Genomic DNA, 23,391 nt, shown 5'->3' with positions numbered 1-23,391 from the left:
GGGATCACTGTCATATCCCTTTTTCAAGTTGGGAATCTCCATAGTCTCATTTTTAGAGGATAGTAGTGTTACTACCCTCTAAAATGGGGAAATTTTCATTCTACCTTTTTGAAGGCGCAAACAAAAATACTAATTTCTATAAAGTTAATTTCCTAATTAGAATTATTTAATTCTGAAACAACTAACAACGTTGATCACGCATCCATCGTTTCGTTTGTCTGCACTTCTTCTGGTTTTTCCGTTCGATCCATCATTGAAACAACAATCATCACAATAATATTGACAGCGATTCCATATAATATTGGGTTACTTGAAGAGAGCCCTTCAATAGCAAGGCCGGCTAAAACAACCACTGCGCTAATCACAATCGAATAAAATGCAGCTTTTGCAGTAGCTCTTTTCCAAAACAAACCAAACACTATCGGAATGAAAATGGATCCCGCTAACAGGGCATAGGCTACATCAATTGCAACAAGAAGCTCTTGAATCCATAATGCAATAACAATGGCAACGATACCAATAACCAACGTAGTTACACGTGATAGTAGCAAAAATTGCCTATCCGATATATCTTTAAAAAAATGATCCTTTAAAATATCTTTAGTTATTAAGGTTGAAGAAGCCAATAATGTACCAGATGCAGTTGACATAATAGCTGCTGCCACAGCAGCAAAAACGATGCCTAGGAGCCCCGTAGGTAATGTTTCAAAGGCCATACTTGTAAAGACATTTTGTGTGTTCTCGATACTTGGAAGGACAATAAGCGCACACATACCAATAATAACCATTGCTAAGGAATATAATAGACTATAGACTCCGACAAGTATTCCCCCAGTACGGGCTGTTTTAAGGTTCTTTGCAGTAAAATAGCGCTGCCAAATATCCTGCCCCACCATCATTCCAAGTGTAAAGGTCAAGAGATATTGGATGATTTCCTTAAACCCAATAGCTGAAAAATCAAAGTACGAGCTAGGCAATTGTGCTGTTAGTTCAGCAAAACCTCCTACTTTTGACAAGCTGGTTGGTAGCATGATTAAAAATATACCCGCCGTCATGATCAAAAACTGGATAATATCTGTCATGGACACAGACCACATACCACCAAGAATGGTATAGAAAAACACGACTCCCCCACCGATTAACATGGAGAAAACCAAATTCCAATCGAAAATAGCACTTAAAAGCGCACCAATAGCAATTACTTGGGTAACACTTACCATTAGGGCATAAATAGCGGCGATTACAGCTCCAATTAATTTTGATTCAACATTAAAGAGTTTACCAAGTAACTCACTAATAGTCATTAATTTATAACCAGTTACCTTTTTAAGCAAAAAAATACCAAAAAGGGTAATACCTAGTCCCATTGAAAAGACAAACCAAACTCCTGAAAATCCAATTTCATAACCGAGTTGGGCTGATCCTATTGTCGAAGAACCACCAAGAAAAACAGCAGTCAAACAACCAAAGAGCATGAAAACGCCAAGATTTCTTCCTGCTAAAATATAGATTTCTGATGTTTTCGCTTTTATGGTACCAATTATACCGACTACAACAAGGATAGCGAAATAAATAATAATAATCATCATATCAATCCATGTCATTTCCGTCTCACCTTCCTTGTAACTTTCTTAATATAGACTCACAATGGAATATTCAGAAAACCATATCCGTTATTTATAATAATTCTCTACCATTTGAATAAATATAATAGAAGAGGTAAAGAACCCTATAAGTAGAAGTTCTCACCTCATAATACCTTTATTTATTTTCTTCTTGCTGTGCACGTTTTTTCATGGCTATCAAACTGATCATCTCAAAAATGATTGAAGATGCTGCCACAGCTGTAATTTCACCACTGTCATATGTCGGTAAAACTTCAACAAGGTCAAAACCTTTAATATCAAGCCCGTGTAAACCTCTGACATATTCTAGCCCTTCATAACTAGTTGGACCGCCTACCTCAGGCGTACCCGTTCCTGGTGCATAGGCAGGATCAAGGAAGTCGATGTCATATGTAACAAATACTGGTCTATCTCCTGCGCGGGCATGAATTCGCTCAATCACCTTGTCATAACCGATTTCTCTTACTTCCTTCATCGGAATAACTTCGTATCCAAGCTCCCTCGCATCTTCAATATCTTCTGGACCATAAAGTGGCCCACGCATACCTACCTGAATGGAATGATCAACATCAATCAATCCTTCTTCTACAGCTCGACGGAATGGTGTTCCATGCATATACTTTTCGCCGAAATAATTGTCCCATGTATCGCCGTGTGAATCAAAGTGAACAAGTGCAATCGGTCCATATTTTTTTGCAAAAGCCCGTAAATGACCCAATGAAATAGAATGATCGCCACCCATTATAACTGGAATTATCTCTTTATCTAAGACTGGCTCAAGTGCATTTACAATGTTATCGTAAGTACGATGAATATTTCCTGGAATGACATCTACATCCCCGTAATCTACTCCAGAACAATAATCAAAAATATTAATATCCTGATCAGGGTTATAAGGACGAAGCAATACAGAAAAATCCCGAATATGTTGTGGGCCATATCTTTGTCCAGTTCGGTTAGATGCAGCTGTATCGAACGGTACCCCCATAACTACAAAATCTACATTGTCTGTTCGTTCAATATGTTCCAATCGCATAAATGTACGCGGTCCTGTAAAGCGCGGTGATTTTGATGAATCTTTTGGTTGATACATCGTTATTCCTCCCCAAATTATTATTTTTGTAAATATAGATTGCAAATTTCATGCCAATTATAAAAAGTTGTTTTATCAAACTACTTCTTTAAAAAGTCAATTCATTATTGAATCAAAACATAATCTATTAATTCAAAATGAATTATTTGATTCATTTTGAATTAATATTGTACTTTTTCAAACGGCGGACAACTGTCGGCTGGCTCAAACCAAGATAATCGGCCATTTCGTACGTAGTTTTATATTGTCTATAAGCACGTCTCAACCAACTTTTTTCAACTTCTTCCAATGCTTCCTGCAATGTCAATCCTCGTTGTTCAAAGGTTTCAAGCGGCCATTCTTCTCTAAATTGCTCAAACGTTTCCATCTCTTTGACAAGGGGTAGACTGGACGGATAAATTACGTTTGTATCGGAAGTTAATACTAAACGTTCGACAAGATTTTCAAGTTCTCGGACATTTCCAGGCCATTCATACTGCTGAAAAACATCTATTGTCGACGAATGAAAAAATTTTTTCATGTTATATTTCTTATTGAAAATAGACAAATAATTTTGAGCTAGATGATAAATATCGTCTTTCCTATTACGCAATGGAGGAATTGTAATCGGTATCACATTCAAGCGATAAAACAAGTCCTTTCTGAATTTCCCTTGATTAACCATTTCCTCCAAGTCCTGATTGGTTGCAACAATAAGCCTGAAATCAACATTCTTTGACTTAGAACCGCCAATACGGGTAACCTTCCTATCTTGTAGTACTTTTAATAATTTAACTTGAATCGCGAGTGGTAATTCAGCAATTTCATCAAGAAATAACGTTCCTTGATGGGCAAGCTCAATCATCCCTGCTTTACCATTTTTACTAGCACCAGTAAAAGACCCAGGTTCATAGCCGAATAATTCAGATTCGAAAAGCGTCTCCGGAATCGCTCCACAATTCACCTCAATAAACTTAGCCTTATGTCGATCACTTCCATCGTGTAAAGAACGGGCAAAGACATTTTTCCCAACTCCTGACTCCCCAAGTAAAACAACAGTTGCATCCGACTTTGCTACCCGATTCAATAATTCACGTATTTCCATCATCGCTTTACTTTTAATGACGACTTGATCAGGTTTTGATTCTTTTTCTCTTAATTCTTCTATCTCAGACTCATATTTCACCATTTTTGTACGTAATTGTTCATAGTCTTCTTTTAACTGTTGGATTTCCGTTAAATCATGGGAAAAACTAATAACCCGAACAATATCATGTTTCCAGTCAAATACAGGAATCCCAGTAGCCATAATAACCTTACCAGTCGGGGTCCTTTGCATGACCTGAACTTCCTTTTTCTCTTTTAAGACAAATGCCGTTACCGAGGGATAAAAAATGTGCTCCTTTTCCAACTGGAATATCGTTTTACCAACTAGATCATCCTGTTCCTTTCCATAAATGCTGGTACAATTGGAACTAACCCGTAGAACCCTTCCTTCTCCATCTGTTACAACAATATTATCGTTGGATGCATCAAGGATCCCATCCAATTCCATTTTTAGAAGCTCTAATTCATTCACCAACTTATCACCTATCTTTTTGACAAATTTCTAGATACTTAGCGTTTTAATTGTACCACTATTTATATTATTTTAAATAGATTAATAACGTCAGAAACCAAGTAACGGTGAATATACGGAATTTAATTAGAAAAAAGTTAAGGAATACTTCTTTTTACCATGGAACACAGTGACAGTTTTGAGACCATTCAATAGGCCCTTTTCAGCACCTAATTCCCGATCCAGACATAAATTTTGTGAAACTCAAATTTAACCTATGAATTTCAAAAAACTGACAATAAATTAAGTGGTTGGGGCTGATCCTAATCCCTACAAAATATATATTGACCTCATACAAAAGAGCGTTTATAATAACAGTACATGTTAATTGTGATGGAGATTTGGAGATTCAACTAATAATTGTACACCCAACAAGTGTGTAGATTTTAGTTGAATTTTTTTCGTTCTTTCTATTACAAAGGGGGTTAGAACTTAATTAGTTTCTTTTTTATTCCTCGCATTTAACAACATTTCATCTATTTGTATATTTCATCTTAGGAGGGTTAGTATGTTAAAACTATTTAAACCTGCTCCAGCAGTGAAAAGGTTACCTGAGGATCAAATTGATTCTGAGTATAAGAAGCTAAGGTTACAGGTATTTATTGGTATTTTTATCGGTTACGCAGCTTATTATTTAATTCGTAAAAACTTCTCTTTAGCAATGCCATATCTACAAGAAGAAGGATTTTCAAAAGGGGAATTAGGTCTGGCCTTATCAGCTATATCTATTGCATATGGAATTAGTAAATTTGTAATGGGTACTGTTTCGGACAGGAGCAACGCCAGAATATTCTTAGTAGCTGGTTTAATCTTATCTGCTATCATTAATTTATTAATGGGATTTGTTCCATTCTTTACATCGACAGTTACTATTATGTTTATTATGTTATTTATAAATGGTTGGTTTCAAGGTATGGGCTGGCCACCATCAGGTCGCGTGTTAGTGCACTGGTTCAGTGTTAATGAGAGAGGTAGTAAAACCGCAATATGGAATGTGGCACACAATGTTGGTGGAGGACTAATGGCTCCATTGGCTATTGCAGGTGTTTCCATAATCTCCACATATTTTGGTGCACACTTTATCGGATATGAAGGGGTATTCATTATACCTGCAATTGTTGCTATTTTAGTAGCCATTGTTGCATATATGCTTATTCGTGATACTCCACAATCAGTTGGTTTGCCGTCAATTGAAGAACATCGTAATGATTATCCAAGTAAATCGAAGAAAACATTTGAAACAGAGTTAACCACAAAAGAAATTTTATTTAAGTATGTATTAAATAACAAATGGGTTTGGGCAATTGCAATTGCGAACATTTTTGTTTATTTTGTTCGCTACGGTGTTCTAGACTGGGCTCCAACCTATTTAAGTGAGGAAAAAGGCTTCAATATGAATGAATCCGGTGTCGCTTATTTTTTATATGAGTGGGCTGGTATTCCAGGTACATTATTATGTGGCTGGATTTCTGACAAATTATTTAAAGGTCGCCGTGGACCAGCTGGTGTAGTTTTCATGCTAGGCGTATTAATTGCAGTTCTTGTTTATTGGTTAAATCCTGCTGGAAATCCATTGATTGACCATATTGCATTAATTGCTATTGGATTCTTAATTTATGGGCCAGTAATGTTAATCGGTTTACAAGCACTTGACTTTGTTCCTAAAAAAGCTGCAGGTACCGCTGCTGGATTAACCGGTTTATTCGGTTACCTAGGTGGTTCTGTTGCAGCAAACGCCATTATGGGGGCAGTAGTAGAGGGATCTGGTTGGAATGCAGGATTTATTCTTCTAACTATTTCTTGTGCCCTAGCTGTTGTTTTATTTGCTCTTACATGGAATGTCCGTGGACAAGAAGTCATTAAAAAATACTAATAATCCTTAAGGTAGCTGTCTAATATGTTATTAGGCAGCTTTGTTGTTTCATCCGTTTTGTAATTTTATCTGTAAATTAATCTCCTTCAAACCAAAATCTCACCTATTTTCAAGAAATAATATCCGCAAACTTTGCCCGACAAGCTTCGCCCAAATCTTGTGGTGCTATTTTTAACTGCATTCCAATTTTTCCTGCACTGACAATCATAAACTCCAACTTTTCTGCACTTACATTAATATAGGTTGGAAACAGTTTTTTCATACCGATTGGTGAGCAACCACCACGAATATAACCAGTAAGACTTAATAAATCCTTCATTGCAAGCATTTCAATTTTCTTCTCACCTATCGCCTTAGCTGCTTTTTTCAAATCCAATTCCTTTGCAACAGGCACAACAAAGACGTAGTAACGATTTGCACCAGCTGTAGTAACTAATGTTTTATAAACGTATTCATGAGGATAACCGATTTTTTCGGAAACAGAAATACCATCTACCGGTTTTCCGTCTTCAGTGTTATATTCTAATAATTCATAGGGAATCTTTTGCTGCTCAATCAAACGAACTGCATTTGTTTTGGTTACTTTTTTTGCCACATTCTTTTCTTCCTTTCCACAGGTTCACACCTTCTTATAGCTTATTTCAGACTTGTAAAATGGTTATGCATTTACTAGAAAGCCAATTGAACTAGCATACCTTTCAGCCGTTAGCGCTATGATGGATTAACGGTTCCCTCTTTGCAATGAGGATATGACTTAAGCGATATAATAAAAAACCCAAATTATTACGAAACTCTAAATAAGAATTTCACATGATAGTTCGGGTTTTTCATTGGCTGAAATACTTTGTCCCAGCTTTTCTTTATATTAATTAAATACCATACCGCCATCTGTTAAGATGTTTTGGCCTGTAATATAATCTGAAGCAGGTGACGCTAAGAACGAAACAAGATTAGCTACATCTTCTGGAGTTTGAGGACGTCCAAGCGCGATTCCTTCTGTGAACTTCGCAAACGCTTCTCCTTTTTTCGTTCCCATATGTTCCATCATTTTTTCATCTAATCTTTCCCACATTCCAGTGCCAACAATACCAGGACAATATGAATTTACGGTAATTTTATCTTTTGCTAATTCTTTTGCAGCAGTTTGTGTTAATCCCTTCACTGCGAATTTAGTTGCAGAATAAATGCCTAACATTTCCATGCCTTCTTGACCAGCAATTGAACAAGCGTTAATGATTTTACCACCTGTTTCTTGTTTTTTCATTTGATTTGCCGCTGCTTTAATGCCGTAGATAGTACCCTTAATATTAACATCAAGAGTAAAATCAACTGACTTCGGATCAACATGTGTAAGTGGTCCCACTTGTCCTTCCACACCTGCGTTATTAATAAATACATCGACACTGCCAAATGTATCAACTGCATGCTGAACAAGAGCTTCTTGATCTTCGGGTTTTGTCACATTACCAACAAATGATGTTACTTGAACCCCTTTTTCTTGAAATTGCTTCCTTGTTTCTTCTAAAACAGTTTCGTTTAAGTCACTCAATACAATGGAAAATCCATCTGCTGCCAACTTTTCTGCTAACCCTTTACCGATACCTTGTGCTGAACCAGTGATAACTGCTACCTTTGATTTACTCATAATGTCCTACCTCCGATGTATACTTTTTGGTTACATCTTTATTTTATTTTATATTTTTTTGGGAGTCAAATTATTGGTTTACAGCCAGGGAGCCTGTTCCTACAATTCTCTACATTCTTGCAAATATCCTTTGCTTTAACCAGTAGTCCGTTAGTTTCCCTAAACTTTAAAAATCCCCTGCTGCACGATAAGCCAATTGGTGCTACACCTAATAACCTCCAACCCCTCTTATAATATTTCCATTTTGGATGAGATTAACGAAGGTAAATATTTTAGAGGACAGAATAAAAATTACGCAGCAACTAGAAAACGAGTAGCCACTATTGCTACTCGCTTTCCTTTACGTCATCCATTTTAAAACCTTTCCCCTTCGAAATTACCAAGGAACCTGTGAAGGATGGCATTTAAACCAACCAAGCCATTCTGATAATGCACACCCCGCCTGGAATCCAATCTCACCATCTCTCCACTTACTTCCAAGGGAGGTAGATCCTATCGTTTTACTAGTTGACGCTGCTTCTACCGTATTTGCAGAGAAGTTAGTTCCAATAACTAAAGCTCCTGCTATTACTAAAACAGCTGTGATTCTACCTAATTTTTTCAAGTTTCCCATCCTCTCCAAGTATTTTTCACAAATTTCACCTAAAATATCATTTAGGCGACTTTTTAAAAGACAGATAATGTTAATCCACGCTTCCCTATCCATCATTATAGAAAAGGGAGCCATTCAGGAATAACGACCATCTAGGATGAGGGTAACACAAGCTGCGGAAGATTGACCATAGCCAGATTTTCCTAAATCACAACAAGTCATAGCTAGAGAAGACTTTAACATTTATGGTGATAATTACCATTTATTTAGAACTATTTACTACAATTTCATAGTAAATTAGACATATTAAACCAATGAACTCCTAATAAATCAAACGTTCGTTTTAATTATCAGTAATTTTAATATAAACATCCCTGTCCCTCGGATCGTACATTCCTCAAACAGTTGTTTCTCCTTTTGATTTACGATCTGGATATAATAGACTAAATACAATTCCAACTGCTAGGCACACAAAAAAGGTTCCAGCTCTGGCTGATACGATAGCTTCTAGCGGAGAAAGCGTCCAAATAATGGCACTAAAAAAGCCTGTAATGATGGTTGCTATGACACCAATTCCAGATGTCTTTTTCCAAAAGAACGTTAAAAGTACAACGACAGAAAATGTATTCCCTATTCCAGCCCAAGCAAAACCAACGACACCACCGACAAATGATTCGGATAACAACGAAATAACAATTCCAAGTATCCCACTTACAATAACCGTAATCCTTGATATTTTTAATATGTTGCGTTCGTTCGCTTTAATTCCAAATGTCTTATGAATAATATCTTCACTAACAGATGTCATCACAACTAATAATTGAGATGACGCCGTCGACATAATTGCAGCTAAAATAGCAGCAAAAATGATTCCTGCAATCCAAGGTGGCAATAGCTCAGAAACCATGTAAGGTAAAATCATTTCCGAATCTGCAATCGTGCCTTGTTTATATAGAACCGATCCAAAAATACCTACCAAGAAAGCGCCAATATACACGACAATAGTCCATAAATATGCCACCCATTTCGCAGTTTTTAGTTCTTTCTCGTTTTTAATTGCCATAAAGCGTGTACTCAATTGTGGCTGACCACCAAGAAAGCCAAAAAACCAAGAAAAGTTTGTTAATAACATCGCTCCAAGTGCTAATCCAGAAAGGCCACCTAACCACCTGTTTCCTCCATTACCCATCGAAGCTAGCGACTCGCTTATCGATAAACCGTTTTGCTGTATTTCTATGAAAGCTACAGTTGGTACGATAATAAAGGCAAGCAACATGAGTGCACTTTGAACAGCGTCTGTCCACGCAACGGACATAAATCCACCCATGCAGGAATATGCAATAACAATAATAGCGACAACAATCGTGCCTAAAGTAATATCAATACCAGAAATCGAATACAACGTTTTTCCTGTTCCTGAAAACTGCCCCGCTATGTAAAATAGGGAAAATGCTCCCATAATAATGGCTGATAATAGTCGAATCGTTCTACCATGCTCTGGGTATTTTACTGCGAAATAATCTGGCAACGTATAGACATTATATTTTTTCCTCTCTTGGTAAAACCTTTTTGCTAAGAAACTCCAAGAAAAGATAATCCCGATAAACATTCCAGACAGTAGCCAAACACCGGACAAACCAGCTAAATAAATGAAACCAACCGCACCTAAGAACATATAAGCTGATTCTGCAGTTGCTCTCTCAGAGAAGGCTAAAACCCATCCAGGTATCTTATCCCCACCTAGAAAGTAATCGGATGATTGCATCTTTTTTCGACTGAAATATACACCGATTCCTAATACAATAAGAAGATAAATAGCTATTTCTGCATAAATGATAATGCTCTCAGTTGTTAAATTCATGATTACTCCTCCACAATTCCTAGTAAACGGATATATTTACAATTATAATAGAATTAGTATAATATAGATAAGAATATTGTCAATCTATTAATTTGAAGGAAGTGTATTATTTTGAGTGAAACAAAAGTTCATATACCACCATTGTCAATGGATAACATTACTGCCAAACTTTTTACACACTTAGAAAAATCAGTCATTACCCAGTTTGGAGAAGAAGGAAAAGCTTTGTTTCAACAAGGAGTTCAAAATTTCGGATATAAAGATGCAGAAGAAATTGCTCTTCAAGCCACTAAAGAAGGCGTAATTCATCGATTATATAGCTATATTCCTAGAAATCATCAAGCGGTGAGGAAATATGAAAATCTAACAAATTATGCTTTAATGGCAAAGCTCTTTGCACAAATCTCTAAAGTTATTGTTGATAGATTCGGAGAAAAAGGAAAAGATGCAATCCGAGAAGGTGTCCGCACTTTTGGCGAGGAACGTGGTCGCGGAATCGCACAACGCGCTCGGGCAAATGGAGAAGAAAATACGAGACAAAACTACCTAACAAACTATGATATGGGTAGAAGTGAACTATTCACCTACACAACGGAATATAAAGAAGGAGAAATTGAACAAAACTTCACCGTATGCCCCTTTGGCCAACAATGGGCAGATGATGATATGCATGAATATGGAATTTTATATTGTGAAATGATTGATCCTGCAGTAGCTAGAGGATTTAATCCCGATTTCAAAGTGGAACATGATAAATATATTTTAAAAGAAGGTAACTGTCATTTCCGGTTTATATTGGAGGACAATAAAGCCAATGAATAATCGGCCGATTCATGAATAACTTAAATGAATTGGCGAAAATTGGTCATAATTGAAAACAACTAAAATGCTAATAAAGCGTATAGAAAAACTAGAAAAATAACTTTATAGGAGATCCATTCTGAAAACGTTTGTTTAAAAAGCTATTCTCTGTTTATTTAGAGAATAGCTTTTTCTATTTAGTCTTTTTTTCACCTTTTAAAGCCGAGATACCATTTACACGGTTGTCCCCGAGTACTGATATCCCTACGGTGTATGCTGATATCTTACACATGAGTACTGATATTACTACGGTGTTTACTGATTTCTTGACCGTGAGCTGATATTCCAAGGTTTATACTGATGTCTTGCTCATGAGTACTGATATCCCTACAGAGTTTACCGATTTCTTGACCATGTGTGCTGATATCTCAACGATATTTACCGATATCTCGCCCGTGTGTGCTGATATCCCAACGATGTTTACCGATATTTCGCCCATGACTGCCGATATTCCTACGGTGTTTACTGATATCTTGTACATGAGTACTGATATCCCAACAATGTTTACCGATATCTCGCCCGTGTGTGCTGATATCCCAACGGTGTTTACCGATATCTCGCCCGTGTGTGCTGATATTCCAACGGTGTTTACCGATATCTTGACCATGTGTGCTGATATCCAGATGACAATTCCTTTTCAGTAAGCTGGGATGAGGTACCCCCCACAACTCCGCCGCTTCACCTACTTTTACAATCCACTCAATATTAAGTTGGTTTCCACTATTTTACTAAAAATAAATTTTTAAAAAATATTGACGATACTAAAAAGTAGTGCTATTATACCTAACAAACGTTAGGGAGGAAAAAATGACAAAGGACAGGATTATCGAAGCGACAATTAGGAATTTTGCAGAACATGGGTATCAAGGGGCTTCAATGCGAAAAATAGCGGAAGGTGTAGGAATTAAGCCAGCATCGATTTATCATTTTTTTGAAAACAAACAGAAATTGTTTATCGAAGCGATAAAAGTAATTCTAAACCATCACTTTTCTAGCATGAAAGAGACCTTTGAACAATATCAAAGTGATTCATTGCACATATTATTTTCTGAATTATTGAACAAGATAACTTTCCATCATACTTCAAACCAGGAAGAGACTAAAGCATATGTGTTAATGGTGAACTCCTCAATTCCTGATATAAAAGAAGAGGTACGTCACTATTTAGAAACCTATGATTCTTGGTTGGTTACCCAATTGATGGAAATAATCGTTATAAGATATCCACATTTAGACACAGAAGAAATAAAAGAAATCATCGATTATTTTATTTTTCTCGGAAATGGTTTATTTTGGGGAATTATCATTTATGAAAAGGACGATATCCAAAGGAATCTGAAACAAGCGACATATTTAATGAATCAATACTTAATTCATAGGTTTGGAAGTGATATAGATGAAGGACAAAAGTTTAATTGAGGATTTGGATTATTTACAAAAACAGGTGCATCAGGTATCGATGCATTTTTAGTAGCCTTTATCATCCAAATCGTTATTGGATTTGTTTTAAAAAATAGGAATACAACTTTCAAGGAGGATGCAGCATGAGATTAATTGGGAAAGAAGAAATAGAAAATATTGCAATCGGAGCAGCTTTATTAGGTACTGGCGGTGGTGGAGACCCATTCGTTGGAAAAATGATGGCACTTCAAGCCATTGAAGAACACGGACCAGTGAAATTACTTGATGTCGATGAAATTGAAGATGATGATATGATTGTCCCTTCTGCAATGATGGGCGCCCCTACTGTATTAGTAGAAAAAATCCCTAGTGGCGATCAAGCACAACAAGCTTTTAAATCATTAGAAAAAGTATTAAATAAAACGATTAAAGCAACGATGCCAATTGAAGCTGGCGGCGTCAACTCCCTGTTACCACTCGCATTAGCTGCATCTATTGGATTACCCGTTGTCGATGCAGATGGTATGGGACGAGCCTTTCCAGAGTTACAAATGGTTACTTTTTATTTAAATGATGTCAGTACAACACCAATGGTTCTGGCTGATGAAAAAGGAAATAATATGGTATTAAATACAGTGAATGGAAAATGGGCAGAAAACATAGCTCGTTCTGCAACAATGGTTATGGGTGGATCGGTCATAAACGCTATTTACCCAATGACTGGAAAACAAGTAAAAGAATCAAGTATCTACCGTTCCTTAACATTGGAAGAGGAAATCGGCCGTACCATTCGAGAAGCAAAACAGAATAAACAAAATCCAATAGACGAGATTTTAAAACTTTTAGGTGGATTTAAACTATTTACTGGAAAAGTTACTGATATTGAACGGAAAACGGATGGTGGCTTTGTACGCGGGATGGCAACCATCGAAGGACTAGGTCAAGATAAAGGGGAGCAATGTTATTTGGAATTTCAAAATGAAAATCTTATGGCAAAAACAAATAACAATATCCTCTGCATGACACCTGATTTAATCTGTGCATTAGATACGGAAACTTCCCTTCCTTTCACAACAGAAGGATTGAGATATGGAGCAAGAACGACAATAATTGGCATTCCTGCTGATAAAAAATGGCGTACCGAAAGAGGAATTGAAGTTGCTGGTCCACGTTATTTTGGATATGACAACGACTATACACCAGTAGAAGAATTGAACAGAAAGGCAGGAAATTAAATCATGAATTATCGTTTAGGTATTGACGTAGGTGGTACAAATACGGATGGAGTTCTTTTAGACCGAAATATGAAAGTTATTCACTCCTTAAAAACTCCAACTACGGAAGACGTAGAAACAGGCATTTATAATACAATCCATCAACTTGTAGAAGAAGCTAAAGTAAATGTTGAAAATATTGAATTTGCCATGCTTGGTACAACCCAATGTACGAATGCTATTGTAGAAAGAAAAAAACTAAATCGAGTAGCCACTATCCGAATCGGTGCTCCTGCCGCGACAGCCATTAAGCCACTTGCCGGTGTACCAGAAGATTTACAAGCAATTCTTGGAGGACACACCTATATGGTTGAAGGCGGACACGAATATAATGGAGACGAAATTAATACGTTAAATGAAGACAGAATTCGCTCCATTGCGGAGGAAATTAAAGGAAAAGTAGATTCGATTGCTCTTACGTCCATCTTCTCCCCTGTAGACCAAACACATGAAACGAAGGCCGAGGAGATTTTACGTGAAGTATTAGGAAATGATATTTCGATTTCTCTTTCTAGTGAAGTAGGAAGCATTGGTTTACTAGAAAGAGAAAATGCAACCATATTAAATGCTTCTATTATCAATGTAGCGAAAACAACTGCAGAAGGTTTTGAAAAAGCACTTCAACATAACGGTATTCATGCTAAAGTCTTTTTCTGTCAAAACGATGGAACATTAATGTCCAAAGAATATACGTTAAAATATCCAATTCTAACCGTTGCATGTGGGCCGACAAATAGTTTACGTGGAGCATCATTTCTATCGGATAATAAGGATGCAATTATTGTTGACGTCGGAGGTACCACATCAGATGTTGGTGTATTAGTAAAAGGATTCCCAAGACAATCATCTCTCGCGGTCGAGTTAGGTGGCGTTCGTACTAATTTCCGTATGCCAGATATTAATTCCATTGGATTAGGAGGCGGAACCATTATTCGCGTTGCTGAGGACAATACATTTACAGTTGGTCCTGACAGTGTAGGTCACCGCCTTCTGGAAGAAGCACTTGTATTCGGCGGTTCCACTCTAACTACGACAGATGTAGCAGTTGCCCTAGGTAAAGTAAAACTAGGAAATCCGGAAAATGTCGCACAACTTGACAAAAATCTATTAGAAGCGATTTACAAGCGTATGGTGGAAATGATAGAAGAAGCTGTTGACAAGATAAAAACAAGCGCAGCCGATATGCCAGTAGTTTTTGTCGGTGGAGGAAGTGTCTTATTTCCAAATGAAATTAAAGGCGCATCTCAAGTATACCAACCCGAAAATGGCGGTGTTGCAAATGCAATTGGTTCAGCTATTTCACAAATCAGTGGGGAAATTGAAAAAATTTATTCCATCAGCAAAGAAAATAGAGAAGAAATACTAAAACAAGCAAAAGAGCTCGCTATTTCAGAAACGATTAAAGCTGGAGCAGATAGTGAAAAGGTAGAAATTGTAGATATGGAGAGCGTACCACTTGCTTATCTTCCTGGTAATGCAACAAGAGTTAAAGTTAAAGCAGCTGGGGACTTGGCAATTCAGGTATAGCTAGCGGGAAGCAGGAATGGTACCACTCCTGCTTCTTTTTTTGAACTACTCTCTGTCATACTAATACTAATCAGCCACGTAACCGACCTTGCTTCAGATAAAAAACAACTCTCCAATCAACTTTCTTCAACGATTTAATTAAAAATTGGAGAAGACCCTTTCTCAAAATACCTTCTCATACATTGAAAACTCATCTAAACCAACATTAATGTGTGGATGCCTATTAAATAAAAGCATAAAAAGATGCGGACCAGATCCGAAAATTCCTAATAGTGCGCACTCAGAGCAAGTTGGGACGAAGGGTCTGTCCCTGTAGATCCCTTGTTATTCACTATTCATTTCACCTTTTTCTTCACCAAGAAGTATTTTTATATAATCTCGTTTTGAATAAAGAATTCGATAAATGGATACATAGACTTTATCTAATTTGTAAAAAACAAGGTAATTTCCACAAATTAAATATCTATAATCTGTTGGAACATCCATTTTCGATGATAACTCAATACCTAGCATAGGGAAACCCTTCAGCTTTTCGTAACACCCCATGATATTTTCAATTGTATCTACCCCAGCACCAGGATTGTCAAGCTCTTTGGTAATGTATTCTCTGATATCAAACAAGTCTTGTTTTGCAAGGGGATTGATTCTTAATTGACACATAAAATTATACTCCTAAGTCTTTTTTAACTTGTTCCTCAGTTAGCCATTCATCCCCCTCTTTTATGGCCCTCTCAGCCTCCATTAATTTTGAAAGAAGCTTGATTGTAGCTTGGTTTTTTTCATATTCCTCTATATCAAGAATAGCAAATCTCCCTCTTCCATTTTTTGTTAAAAAAACTGGATCACCCATAGATATATCTTTTAAAACATCATTATAATTTCTTAAATCAGACACCGGCTTAATATTAGGCATAATATCAACTCCTTTTGTTAGTATTATACCATTATTTTACGTAAAATTATACGTGGATTTTCACAACACTTCATTCTATATAAAATTATAAAAGTTTAACAAGGGACGAAGAATCTGCCCTTTCAGTTCTTTGGTAGTGATTCCCGATATCTTACCACGAGTACTGATATCTCAGTGATGAATTCCGATAACAAACTCACAAGGGCGGATATCTTGTCCGTGAATCCTTTGTCCCAATTCAATAACCGGTCTTTGCAATATATGCGATATAATAGAAACTTTTAACCTAAGACACTCCATCGCCTCAATAATTACCTTTTATTCGAAATAGTGTAGGCTAACCTATAGAAATTTAGAATAATTTTATGTATAATGGATATAGATAAAGAGAGAAGTGTATTAATACACTTCTCTCACAACCTCTACCGTCAGGGTGGTGGTTGTCTTAAATATTTGATTTATTTATGAGAACCACCCTTTTGCTTGTGACGGCGCGGGGTGGCTTTCTTGTCTTCTAGTATGTTTTTCCGAAAGAAAAAAGCACTTGATTCACGCACGATCCCTTTCAGAATTTCTCGTAAAAATTTTAGAAAACTTGACATTTGCCAATCCTTTTCGGCAAATGTCTTAGTTGCACTTATGCAGAGTGTATGCTTCTTTCTGCCAAGAAATGTTTCCATGATTATCACCTCCTTTCCCCAGTAGGAAAGAAGAGCGACAACCAACCACCCTCACAATATTCAGTTGCTACTTTATTTTAACATAATATAAAAGCGTTTTAATCTACTAATTTCCGACAAATACTGACAAAGATTAATGAGTGAAAATCTCCTTACTTATGTAAGCATACTCATCAGCCACAGGAACAGGCAAACCTATCCCCACAGTTCTACTGCTCCCTATCCTCCATCCGTTCCCAACACTCTATTCCATCTTGATTTTCTAATACATCCCGATAAAATACAGGGTCTTTTCCAGCTTTTCGTTGTTTCATGTAATCGTCAAGAACAATCTTGGCAATTTTAAAGAGCCTCGTAATGGCATATAAGTTAATTAACGCCATGATTGCCATGGTTAGGTCGGCAAGTGCCCAGACAAGATCAAAGGATGCAAGGGTTCCAAAGATGACCATGATAAGAACGACAACTCGGTAAATAAATAAAGTTAGTTTACTATCCTTAATATAGTAGATATTGCTTTCCCCATAATAATAATTTCCCAGAATCGAACTAAACGCAAATAGGAAAATGGCGATAGCAACAAATATACCCGCCCAGTCTCCTAGAAGATTGGTAAAAGCAGATTGCGTTATCTGAATCCCCTCTGCATCACTACCTGCAAATCCACCAGAAGCAAGAATAACCAATCCAGTTGCGCTACAGATTAATAAGGTATCAAAGAACACGCCAAGTGCTTGAACGAGTCCTTGTTTTACCGGATGCGAAACGTCAGCAGTTGCTGCGGCATTCGGTACGGACCCCATCCCAGCTTCATTAGAGAATAGCCCACGTTTCACACCCATCATGATGGCTGCACCGAAGCCTCCTCCCGCAACTTGTTCAATACCAAATGCATTAGCAAAAATAAGCCTAATAATGCCTGGTATCACTTCTAAGTTCATCGCCAATACCACAAAGGAGATTAGAATATAAATAATCGCCATTACTGGTACAATGATTTGTGAAACATTAGCAATACTCCTTATTCCTCCAAAAATAACTAATGCTGTAAGAATGGTTAAAATGATAGCAACAGCAGTAGGACTTATTGAAAATTGATTTTTAAAGGCAAGACTAATCGTATTAGACTGAACGGAATTAAATATAAGTCCATATGTAAATGTGATGGTAACCGCAAATACAATACCTAGCCAACGACTTTTTAAACCTTTCTCAATATAATAAGCTGGACCACCTCGGTAAAGATTTTTATCATTCACTTTATATACTTGACCAAGTGTACTCTCAACGAATCCAGATGCTGCACCGACAATCGCAACCAGCCACATCCAAAATAATGCCCCCGGACCTCCAAGTGCCACCGCAGACGCGATCCCTGCCATATTTCCTGTACCTACCCTTGAAGCCGCACTAATAGCAAATGCTTGGAAAGAACTTGTCCCTTTCTTCCCTGAATCAGAATACGCACGTTTATCGGTTATCACTCGAAACATTTCTCTTATGGAAAATTGAACAAAACCAGTTCGAATTGTAAAATATAACCCTAAACCAATCAAAACAATAATAAGTACATAAGACCATAGAAAATCATTTAAATGGGAAATAATACTCTCCATAAATTCCATTGATTTTTGCACTCCTTTCTTATACACCATAATAGTATACCATAAGAGCCATAGGACAGGTTTACTGTCCCAAATTAACTACAAGTACCCCACCCCTTTAACAAAGATATCTTTTTCCAACTTCCCCTTTTTATTCCTTTTTAAACACGAGTTATAACTAGATAAGGAATTTGAACCCTTCTTAAATTTCTCCCCCCTCACCTCGATTCCTTTCGATTGTATTTATGAAAGGAGGTGAGAAACAAATGGCAGCATTCGAATTAACGAAGTCTACATTACAGCTTGTTTTAAATGATGGGAATGATTTAAAAACTGGTATGCCAGTCTACAAGTATAAGAGTTTCAACAATGTAAAAACTTCCGCAACGGCGGATCAGCTATATGCTGTAGCCAATGCTTTTGCTGGTTTACAAGATCGCCCATTATACAACATCATTCGTAAAGACACAGCTGATGTTACTGCTGAGTAAAGGCCGACAAAAATAATAAAAAGGAGTGAGAGAGTTGAGAAAATTAGAGCTTAAATTTACAAACGAAGATGGAAAAGTAGTTACATTTTCACTAGATAATCCTATCGAACCAGTAGATCCTTCAGCTGTTAATGCTGCAATGGATACAATCATCAACGAAAATGCCTTCACATCGACTGGTGGAGATTTGGTAGAAAAGCATAGTGCCCGCATTGTAGAAAACACTGTGGAAGAAATCGATATTGAAATTTAACCTTAAGAAATAGACCAGCCGATGTTTATCGCTGGTCTATTTTACTAAACAAGGATTGGAGGTTTTTTCTGTGGAAGCTTGGATAGCATTCATCACAGATGTTGGTTTTCCTATCGCGGTGACGTTTTACCTATTACACCGTGTCGAGGGGAAACTGAATCAACTGATTGAATCGATACATGCATTGCCGGAGAAAATGAAATAATTAGTAAAACAGCCCCACTAAAAAAGTGAGGCTGTTTCTTTTCCAATAAATTACCTTTTAGTTAGCTAAACCTTTCACACGCGTTAAAGTAGTTTAAGTCAGTTTCCGAAAATAGGCCAATTGAATCTTATTTATTATTTAATTCAAAGTATAAATGTTCCTCTGTAGAATTAAACTTTAAAATAGACTTTTCTTGTAATAGTAGTTCTTTCACAGGTAAAATAATTGGCTGGTTATGATAACTTCCGAGTTTAAATTCTAGTTGGTTTGTACTTTCCTTAGCTTTCATTATAGAAAAAACTAGCTTCTCTGTTTCAGATACTACATAGACCTTGCTTTCCTTTAAATTTAACTTTTTTATATTTCTAAATAAAGTTGTAAAATTTCTATACATCTTTGATTCAGTTTCTGATTTAGTTATATACGTAGACACCTCATTAGGTTCTGGCCTTAAGTGTAATAATAATATATCTTCATTCTTAGTAACAAATCTGAAGGTAACGGTATAACCAGAGATTGGAATATGTTGCCTTAGATTGATTCTTATAAGATTAGATGAAGTTAAAGACACTTTTACAACCGGCTGTAATAAATCAGATACTATGCTGTTCCCCTTCCAATAATCCTCATTATTCAAAAAGTTAACCAGCTGATCTAATTTCATATGTTTATCAATATTTAATGGCTTTGATTTATTAAAAGAGAACATTAATAAAGGCAAAATCACTAAAAGAATTATTAAAATAAAAGATGAAAATACTACCAGTACAGAGTCAAACACTGTTTTGGCATCTAAAGAATAAGCTATTCCACCAAATAACCAACAAACCGCAAGACTATATGAAATAATTATAAACATAATCAAAGTAATCTTATACGCCTTTACGTTTGATAATAACGTTACTAAGTAATTGATTTGTATGATAACTCTATTTTTATCAACTTCGTTTTTATCCTGATTCAATTCTAAACTTATGTCACGTGCTAAGTCATTTGACTTTTGAATTACTCTTTCATTATGTTGACTAAAAACTATAGTTGTTAATGCCAATAATGCAGCAATAACAGCTGACACCCAACCCAGATATTGAATAGAATAAATGCTAATGCCATCCATCAATTCCCAAAGACCAACAGCAAATAAGTATGATATATAGTCATACATTTTGATTACACTTCTCTATAATATCTGTAGAAATCTCTAACAATTTATCTACTTTTGTTTTATCCGTAGTAATTGGATAGGTAATTAACCCATTGGTGTAAATTTTAAGAAGTATAGGATTATTATCGGCAAGCTCCAATTTAGCTTTTATTCCAAAGAAAGGATCTACGTCAACCGAAGTAATCTCCTGACTTAAACTTTCCTTATATTTACAGTTCAAGGGTAATCTAAAAACTTCAATGGTAACATTACTACCTAATAATTTATCCAATACTTTCCCTAAATACTTATAATTTTGAACAGATGATGTGAATAAATAAAAATAATTACTCTTCCTTATAAAGTTTACCATATTCATTTTTCCATACCTAAAGGAATTGGACCATTGAATTTCACCCATACTATTACTTTCATCAAAAAAATTCATGGCATAGAAATGGTCATTATCATCCATAAACATAATATCCTTTAGATTTTTTTCAACATTAACAATATCATTTACTTTAACGATTACCATACTGTTTGAAAGGAACAAGGCCTAAACCCTCCTTATTGGCTCATTTAATATCCAATTTAATTCCACCAAAGTAATCACGAATCTCCTCTTCTTTATCAGGAATTCTTTTAATCAGATTTTCTTCTATCGTTGTTACATATTGTGTAAAACTTTTCTTCGATTGAAAAGCATCTCTTGAAAGTTGATTATTAACAATCTCTGATCCAATTTCAATAGTTTGCTTATCTTCTAGTAGGTTAACAATAGTATAATATAATTCTTGACAAATTTCTTTTAAAATATAGCCCTTTACATTAGGCTCACTAAAAACAATCTTTAACATCCCTTTAAAGTCGATTGTTAATCCCGTGGTAAGTACTTCAACCTTATTCTGATATTTACTAACTGTTATTGTAAACTTAGAAATCTTATCACCATTAAATATACGCTCGATAACATCAGGGTCCGCAAACAAGTTTTTCCCACCTAAAGTTGCATTCTTGACACGAGGTGCTTTATCATTATCAAAGGAAATGGAATCAACACTATTTAATTGATAATCCATTCTTTTTAGCTCATCAAAGATCATGCGTATTACCAACAGAGTCAATGAATCAAAATCTGTTAGTCTTGCATTGGGCATATTTCTAGTTTGTTGGTTAACATATACTTGCTTTAAATTAACAGTCGGACCAAGCGATTCCTTTGTAAATTGAATAAGTTTATTAATAACCTTATTGTATCCTGCAAAAGTACTTAATGCTATTTTTTGATTTAAATCAAAGATAATTCCTATTTTCCCACTATATATTTCTTGTCCTTTTTCACCTGTAGTTGGATCTTGGTAAAACTCACTATATCTGAGCGTCAATTCAACAGTTTTTCCGGTTGTATCCAGATCAATTCGCGGTTCTGTAAATTCGAAGGAATCATATTCAATAAAATCATCCGATTCATAAATTTCCTGTAGCAATGAACTTATTTCAACTGGACTCAAATCAGTTTCAAGTATAGATAAAAAATATGGTTCTCCAACTGAATAACGGTCATTTAGTAAATTAGCTATATCATCTAGTACCTGATCAGACTCATCGATATTATCCCTTACTACCTGCATAACAAATTGCAAGCATTGCTGTTCATTGCCTTGAATAAAGGAGTCCTCGTCTATTCCAAAGTTGTTAGATAAATATTCACCTATTGCTGATAGTCTTTTAATTTTATTATGTCTAATTTTCTGTCTATATATCTTTTCAAATTTTTCAATATCCACTTTATTTCCCCCAATACAGAAAACAGTCAGTTTTTGTTTATATTTTCCTATAATCCTGTATAATTACAGCACTTCTATTTTCTACTCTAATCATTCAGGACTATATACCTAAATACTCCCATATTTCAATATATTTATCAAACAAATTTTTCCGTCTATAATTCCATAAATATATGATGAATCCCTTCTCTAGACTTCCCTGTAAGCTCCGCAATTATATGAAAAAAAGTACTCCCCTCCTCCACCTTGCACAAAATTTTCCTTTGGGCATATGGTGAAAGGAAAAAGGAGGAGAATACGATGTACCCATATGGCTATTATCCGTTCGTTTATATTCCGACAAATTTGTTGAATCCCACAAGAGGTCAAGTTAGCAGAGCTTATGCAGACATCCGTGGAAATGAGTTGACACCGAACTTACGTGGGCGTGTCTATTTTCAAGATGTGCCAAATGGAGTGGAAGTATCGGTAGAAGTGTCGGGATTACCGAAGTATCAGCCGGCCCATGGCAATCAAGCTCCAATTGGTCCTCACGGTTTCCATATACATGAGCATGGAGATTGTTCTGTAGGGGAAAAAACAGATCCTTTTAAGCACGCTGGTGAACATTGGAATCCAAATAACCAGCCGCATGGTCATCATCCAGGTGATTTTCCAGTTTTGTTCTCCAATGATGGTTATGCAAGAATGACGTTTTTTACCAATCGTTTCAAAAGTAAAGACATCGTTGGCAAGTCCATCATGATTCACGAAAATCCAGACGACTATCGTTCACAGCCTTCCGGGAATTCAGGTAAGCGTATAGGCTGTGGTGTGATCCAGGCGTACTAGAGAAACACCTTGACTAAGGGGACGGAACCCGATTACCCTCCCTTTCGTAAGCAAACAAACCGTCCCCTTGCTTCCATGCCTCAATATCCCCACTGCTTTTTAATATAAAAAGGAATCAATTACGCCATCCG

At 36.2% G+C, this 23,391-nt stretch carries 24 protein-coding genes; 10 read left to right on the top strand and 14 right to left on the bottom strand.

Annotation, left to right across the window (positions count from 1 at the left end):
• Positions 1 to 194: 194 nt before the first annotated feature.
• From ACFQ18_RS03870 to ACFQ18_RS03860, 3 genes are all read right to left on the bottom strand, one after another.
• Positions 195 to 1,604, bottom strand: coding sequence for a sodium:solute symporter (locus ACFQ18_RS03870; protein ID WP_204797749.1), 1,410 nt, complete (start codon positions 1,602 to 1,604; stop codon positions 195 to 197).
• Between the two features lie 157 nt (positions 1,605 to 1,761).
• Positions 1,762 to 2,718 carry an agmatinase gene (gene speB / locus ACFQ18_RS03865; protein WP_047186580.1) on the bottom strand — a complete coding sequence of 319 codons (957 nt, stop codon included), beginning with the start codon at positions 2,716 to 2,718 and terminating at the stop codon, positions 1,762 to 1,764.
• Positions 2,719 to 2,869: 151 nt separating this feature from the next.
• Positions 2,870 to 4,252 (bottom strand): sigma-54 interaction domain-containing protein, encoded by a 1,383-nt coding sequence (locus ACFQ18_RS03860; RefSeq protein WP_204797795.1) that lies wholly within the window; start codon positions 4,250 to 4,252, stop codon positions 2,870 to 2,872.
• A gap of 571 nt (positions 4,253 to 4,823) precedes the next feature.
• On the opposite strand from ACFQ18_RS03860, the gene glpT reads away from it, so the two are divergent.
• Entirely contained in the window at positions 4,824 to 6,188 is a 1,365-nt protein-coding gene (glpT, locus tag ACFQ18_RS03855; RefSeq protein ID WP_047186578.1) for a glycerol-3-phosphate transporter, read from the top strand.
• Positions 6,189 to 6,297: 109 nt separating this feature from the next.
• Here glpT and ybaK read toward each other — a convergent pair whose 3' ends face one another.
• From ybaK to ACFQ18_RS03835, 4 genes are all read right to left on the bottom strand, one after another.
• Positions 6,298 to 6,783: a Cys-tRNA(Pro) deacylase gene (gene ybaK / locus ACFQ18_RS03850; RefSeq protein ID WP_060669236.1), complete on the bottom strand. Its 486-nt coding sequence runs from the start codon at positions 6,781 to 6,783 to the stop codon at positions 6,298 to 6,300.
• 270 nt (positions 6,784 to 7,053) lie between these two features.
• Positions 7,054 to 7,833, bottom strand: a complete 780-nt coding sequence (locus tag ACFQ18_RS03845; protein ID WP_047186576.1) for an acetoin reductase — start codon at positions 7,831 to 7,833, stop codon at positions 7,054 to 7,056.
• 376 nt (positions 7,834 to 8,209) lie between these two features.
• On the bottom strand, positions 8,210 to 8,437 hold the full coding sequence (locus ACFQ18_RS03840) for a hypothetical protein (RefSeq protein WP_060669237.1): 228 nt from the start codon (positions 8,435 to 8,437) through the stop codon (positions 8,210 to 8,212).
• A gap of 385 nt (positions 8,438 to 8,822) precedes the next feature.
• On the bottom strand, positions 8,823 to 10,286 hold the full coding sequence (locus tag ACFQ18_RS03835) for a sodium/proline symporter (protein ID WP_047186574.1): 1,464 nt from the start codon (positions 10,284 to 10,286) through the stop codon (positions 8,823 to 8,825).
• 111 nt (positions 10,287 to 10,397) lie between these two features.
• Between ACFQ18_RS03835 and ACFQ18_RS03830 the strand changes: the two genes are divergently transcribed.
• The 5 genes from ACFQ18_RS03830 to ACFQ18_RS03810 all read left to right on the top strand — a co-directional run bounded on the left by ACFQ18_RS03830 (position 10,398) and on the right by ACFQ18_RS03810 (position 15,349).
• Positions 10,398 to 11,108, top strand: a complete 711-nt coding sequence (locus ACFQ18_RS03830; RefSeq protein WP_379565759.1) for an L-2-amino-thiazoline-4-carboxylic acid hydrolase — start codon at positions 10,398 to 10,400, stop codon at positions 11,106 to 11,108.
• Between the two features lie 350 nt (positions 11,109 to 11,458).
• Positions 11,459 to 11,791, top strand: coding sequence for a hypothetical protein (locus ACFQ18_RS03825; RefSeq protein ID WP_128715735.1), 333 nt, complete (start codon positions 11,459 to 11,461; stop codon positions 11,789 to 11,791).
• 163 nt (positions 11,792 to 11,954) lie between these two features.
• A complete protein-coding gene (locus ACFQ18_RS03820) occupies positions 11,955 to 12,566 on the top strand; it encodes a TetR/AcrR family transcriptional regulator (RefSeq protein ID WP_204797750.1) in 612 nt (203 codons plus the stop codon).
• Positions 12,567 to 12,691: 125 nt separating this feature from the next.
• Complete coding sequence (locus ACFQ18_RS03815) at positions 12,692 to 13,783, top strand: DUF917 domain-containing protein (protein ID WP_204797751.1); 1,092 nt, start codon at positions 12,692 to 12,694, stop codon at positions 13,781 to 13,783.
• A gap of 3 nt (positions 13,784 to 13,786) precedes the next feature.
• Positions 13,787 to 15,349, top strand: coding sequence for an ROK family protein (locus tag ACFQ18_RS03810; RefSeq protein WP_204797752.1), 1,563 nt, complete (start codon positions 13,787 to 13,789; stop codon positions 15,347 to 15,349).
• A gap of 324 nt (positions 15,350 to 15,673) precedes the next feature.
• Here ACFQ18_RS03810 and ACFQ18_RS03805 read toward each other — a convergent pair whose 3' ends face one another.
• The 4 genes from ACFQ18_RS03805 to ACFQ18_RS03790 form a co-directional block, all read right to left on the bottom strand.
• Positions 15,674 to 16,009, bottom strand: a complete 336-nt coding sequence (locus tag ACFQ18_RS03805) for a type II toxin-antitoxin system RelE/ParE family toxin (RefSeq protein ID WP_060669186.1) — start codon at positions 16,007 to 16,009, stop codon at positions 15,674 to 15,676.
• A 4-nt stretch (positions 16,010 to 16,013) separates the two neighbouring features.
• Positions 16,014 to 16,262 carry a type II toxin-antitoxin system prevent-host-death family antitoxin gene (locus ACFQ18_RS03800; protein ID WP_204797753.1) on the bottom strand — a complete coding sequence of 83 codons (249 nt, stop codon included), beginning with the start codon at positions 16,260 to 16,262 and terminating at the stop codon, positions 16,014 to 16,016.
• A 458-nt stretch (positions 16,263 to 16,720) separates the two neighbouring features.
• Positions 16,721 to 16,942: a hypothetical protein gene (locus ACFQ18_RS03795; protein ID WP_047186566.1), complete on the bottom strand. Its 222-nt coding sequence runs from the start codon at positions 16,940 to 16,942 to the stop codon at positions 16,721 to 16,723.
• A gap of 209 nt (positions 16,943 to 17,151) precedes the next feature.
• Positions 17,152 to 18,567: an alanine/glycine:cation symporter family protein gene (locus ACFQ18_RS03790; protein WP_060669185.1), complete on the bottom strand. Its 1,416-nt coding sequence runs from the start codon at positions 18,565 to 18,567 to the stop codon at positions 17,152 to 17,154.
• Between the two features lie 245 nt (positions 18,568 to 18,812).
• Here ACFQ18_RS03790 and ACFQ18_RS03785 point away from each other — a divergent pair, with 245 nt between their 5' ends.
• From ACFQ18_RS03785 to ACFQ18_RS03775, 3 genes are all read left to right on the top strand, one after another.
• Positions 18,813 to 19,037 (top strand): DUF1659 domain-containing protein, encoded by a 225-nt coding sequence (locus ACFQ18_RS03785; RefSeq protein ID WP_047186564.1) that lies wholly within the window; start codon positions 18,813 to 18,815, stop codon positions 19,035 to 19,037.
• A gap of 34 nt (positions 19,038 to 19,071) precedes the next feature.
• A complete protein-coding gene (locus ACFQ18_RS03780) occupies positions 19,072 to 19,290 on the top strand; it encodes a DUF2922 domain-containing protein (protein WP_047186563.1) in 219 nt (72 codons plus the stop codon).
• 70 nt (positions 19,291 to 19,360) lie between these two features.
• On the top strand, positions 19,361 to 19,495 hold the full coding sequence (locus tag ACFQ18_RS03775; protein ID WP_083452640.1) for a YvrJ family protein: 135 nt from the start codon (positions 19,361 to 19,363) through the stop codon (positions 19,493 to 19,495).
• Positions 19,496 to 19,622: 127 nt separating this feature from the next.
• On the opposite strand, the gene ACFQ18_RS03770 is transcribed toward ACFQ18_RS03775, so the two are convergent.
• Genes ACFQ18_RS03770 through ACFQ18_RS03760 form a run of 3 tightly spaced genes read right to left on the bottom strand, consistent with a single transcriptional unit; the run spans position 19,623 to position 22,429 of the window.
• Positions 19,623 to 20,660 carry a hypothetical protein gene (locus ACFQ18_RS03770; RefSeq protein ID WP_204797754.1) on the bottom strand — a complete coding sequence of 346 codons (1,038 nt, stop codon included), beginning with the start codon at positions 20,658 to 20,660 and terminating at the stop codon, positions 19,623 to 19,625.
• The gene (locus tag ACFQ18_RS03765) at positions 20,653 to 21,195 is read right to left on the bottom strand and encodes a hypothetical protein (RefSeq protein ID WP_060669183.1); all 543 of its coding nucleotides are present in this window, start codon (positions 21,193 to 21,195) and stop codon (positions 20,653 to 20,655) included. Before ACFQ18_RS03765 ends, ACFQ18_RS03770 begins: the two co-directional genes overlap by 8 nt.
• 22 nt (positions 21,196 to 21,217) lie before the next feature.
• A complete protein-coding gene (locus tag ACFQ18_RS03760) occupies positions 21,218 to 22,429 on the bottom strand; it encodes a hypothetical protein (RefSeq protein ID WP_204797755.1) in 1,212 nt (403 codons plus the stop codon).
• A 300-nt stretch (positions 22,430 to 22,729) separates the two neighbouring features.
• Here ACFQ18_RS03760 and ACFQ18_RS03755 point away from each other — a divergent pair, with 300 nt between their 5' ends.
• Complete coding sequence (locus tag ACFQ18_RS03755; protein WP_204797756.1) at positions 22,730 to 23,260, top strand: superoxide dismutase family protein; 531 nt, start codon at positions 22,730 to 22,732, stop codon at positions 23,258 to 23,260.
• The last annotated feature ends 131 nt before the right edge of the window (positions 23,261 to 23,391 follow it).

It is taken from the genome of Oceanobacillus caeni (assembly GCF_042678465.1).
Classification (GTDB): Bacteria; Bacillota; Bacilli; order Bacillales; family Amphibacillaceae; genus Oceanobacillus; species Oceanobacillus caeni.
Note: the sequence above shows the minus strand (reverse complement) of the source record. Positions and strands in the feature narration are given on the sequence as shown.

Bases quoted from the DNA above. Each gene is read 5' to 3' on its own strand.
- ACFQ18_RS03845 (WP_047186576.1), bottom strand. From the start codon at position 7,833: ATGAGTAAATCAAAGGTAGCAGTTATCACTGGTTCAGCACAAGGTATC.
- ACFQ18_RS03755 (WP_204797756.1), top strand. From the start codon at position 22,730: ATGTACCCATATGGCTATTATCCGTTCGTTTATATTCCGACAAATTTG.
- glpT (WP_047186578.1), top strand. From the start codon at position 4,824: ATGTTAAAACTATTTAAACCTGCTCCAGCAGTGAAAAGGTTACCTGAG.
- ACFQ18_RS03770 (WP_204797754.1), bottom strand. From the start codon at position 20,660: ATGTATGACTATATATCATACTTATTTGCTGTTGGTCTTTGGGAATTG.
- ACFQ18_RS03800 (WP_204797753.1), bottom strand. From the start codon at position 16,262: ATGCCTAATATTAAGCCGGTGTCTGATTTAAGAAATTATAATGATGTT.
- ACFQ18_RS03810 (WP_204797752.1), top strand. From the start codon at position 13,787: ATGAATTATCGTTTAGGTATTGACGTAGGTGGTACAAATACGGATGGA.
- ACFQ18_RS03795 (WP_047186566.1), bottom strand. From the start codon at position 16,942: ATGGAAACATTTCTTGGCAGAAAGAAGCATACACTCTGCATAAGTGCA.
- ACFQ18_RS03825 (WP_128715735.1), top strand. From the start codon at position 11,459: ATGAGTACTGATATCCCTACAGAGTTTACCGATTTCTTGACCATGTGT.
- ACFQ18_RS03860 (WP_204797795.1), bottom strand. From the start codon at position 4,252: ATGGAATTGGATGGGATCCTTGATGCATCCAACGATAATATTGTTGTA.
- ACFQ18_RS03815 (WP_204797751.1), top strand. From the start codon at position 12,692: ATGAGATTAATTGGGAAAGAAGAAATAGAAAATATTGCAATCGGAGCA.
- ACFQ18_RS03820 (WP_204797750.1), top strand. From the start codon at position 11,955: ATGACAAAGGACAGGATTATCGAAGCGACAATTAGGAATTTTGCAGAA.
- ACFQ18_RS03805 (WP_060669186.1), bottom strand. From the start codon at position 16,009: ATGTGTCAATTAAGAATCAATCCCCTTGCAAAACAAGACTTGTTTGAT.
- ACFQ18_RS03870 (WP_204797749.1), bottom strand. From the start codon at position 1,604: ATGACATGGATTGATATGATGATTATTATTATTTATTTCGCTATCCTT.
- ACFQ18_RS03835 (WP_047186574.1), bottom strand. From the start codon at position 10,286: ATGAATTTAACAACTGAGAGCATTATCATTTATGCAGAAATAGCTATT.
- speB (WP_047186580.1), bottom strand. From the start codon at position 2,718: ATGTATCAACCAAAAGATTCATCAAAATCACCGCGCTTTACAGGACCG.
- ACFQ18_RS03785 (WP_047186564.1), top strand. From the start codon at position 18,813: ATGGCAGCATTCGAATTAACGAAGTCTACATTACAGCTTGTTTTAAAT.
- ACFQ18_RS03790 (WP_060669185.1), bottom strand. From the start codon at position 18,567: ATGGAATTTATGGAGAGTATTATTTCCCATTTAAATGATTTTCTATGG.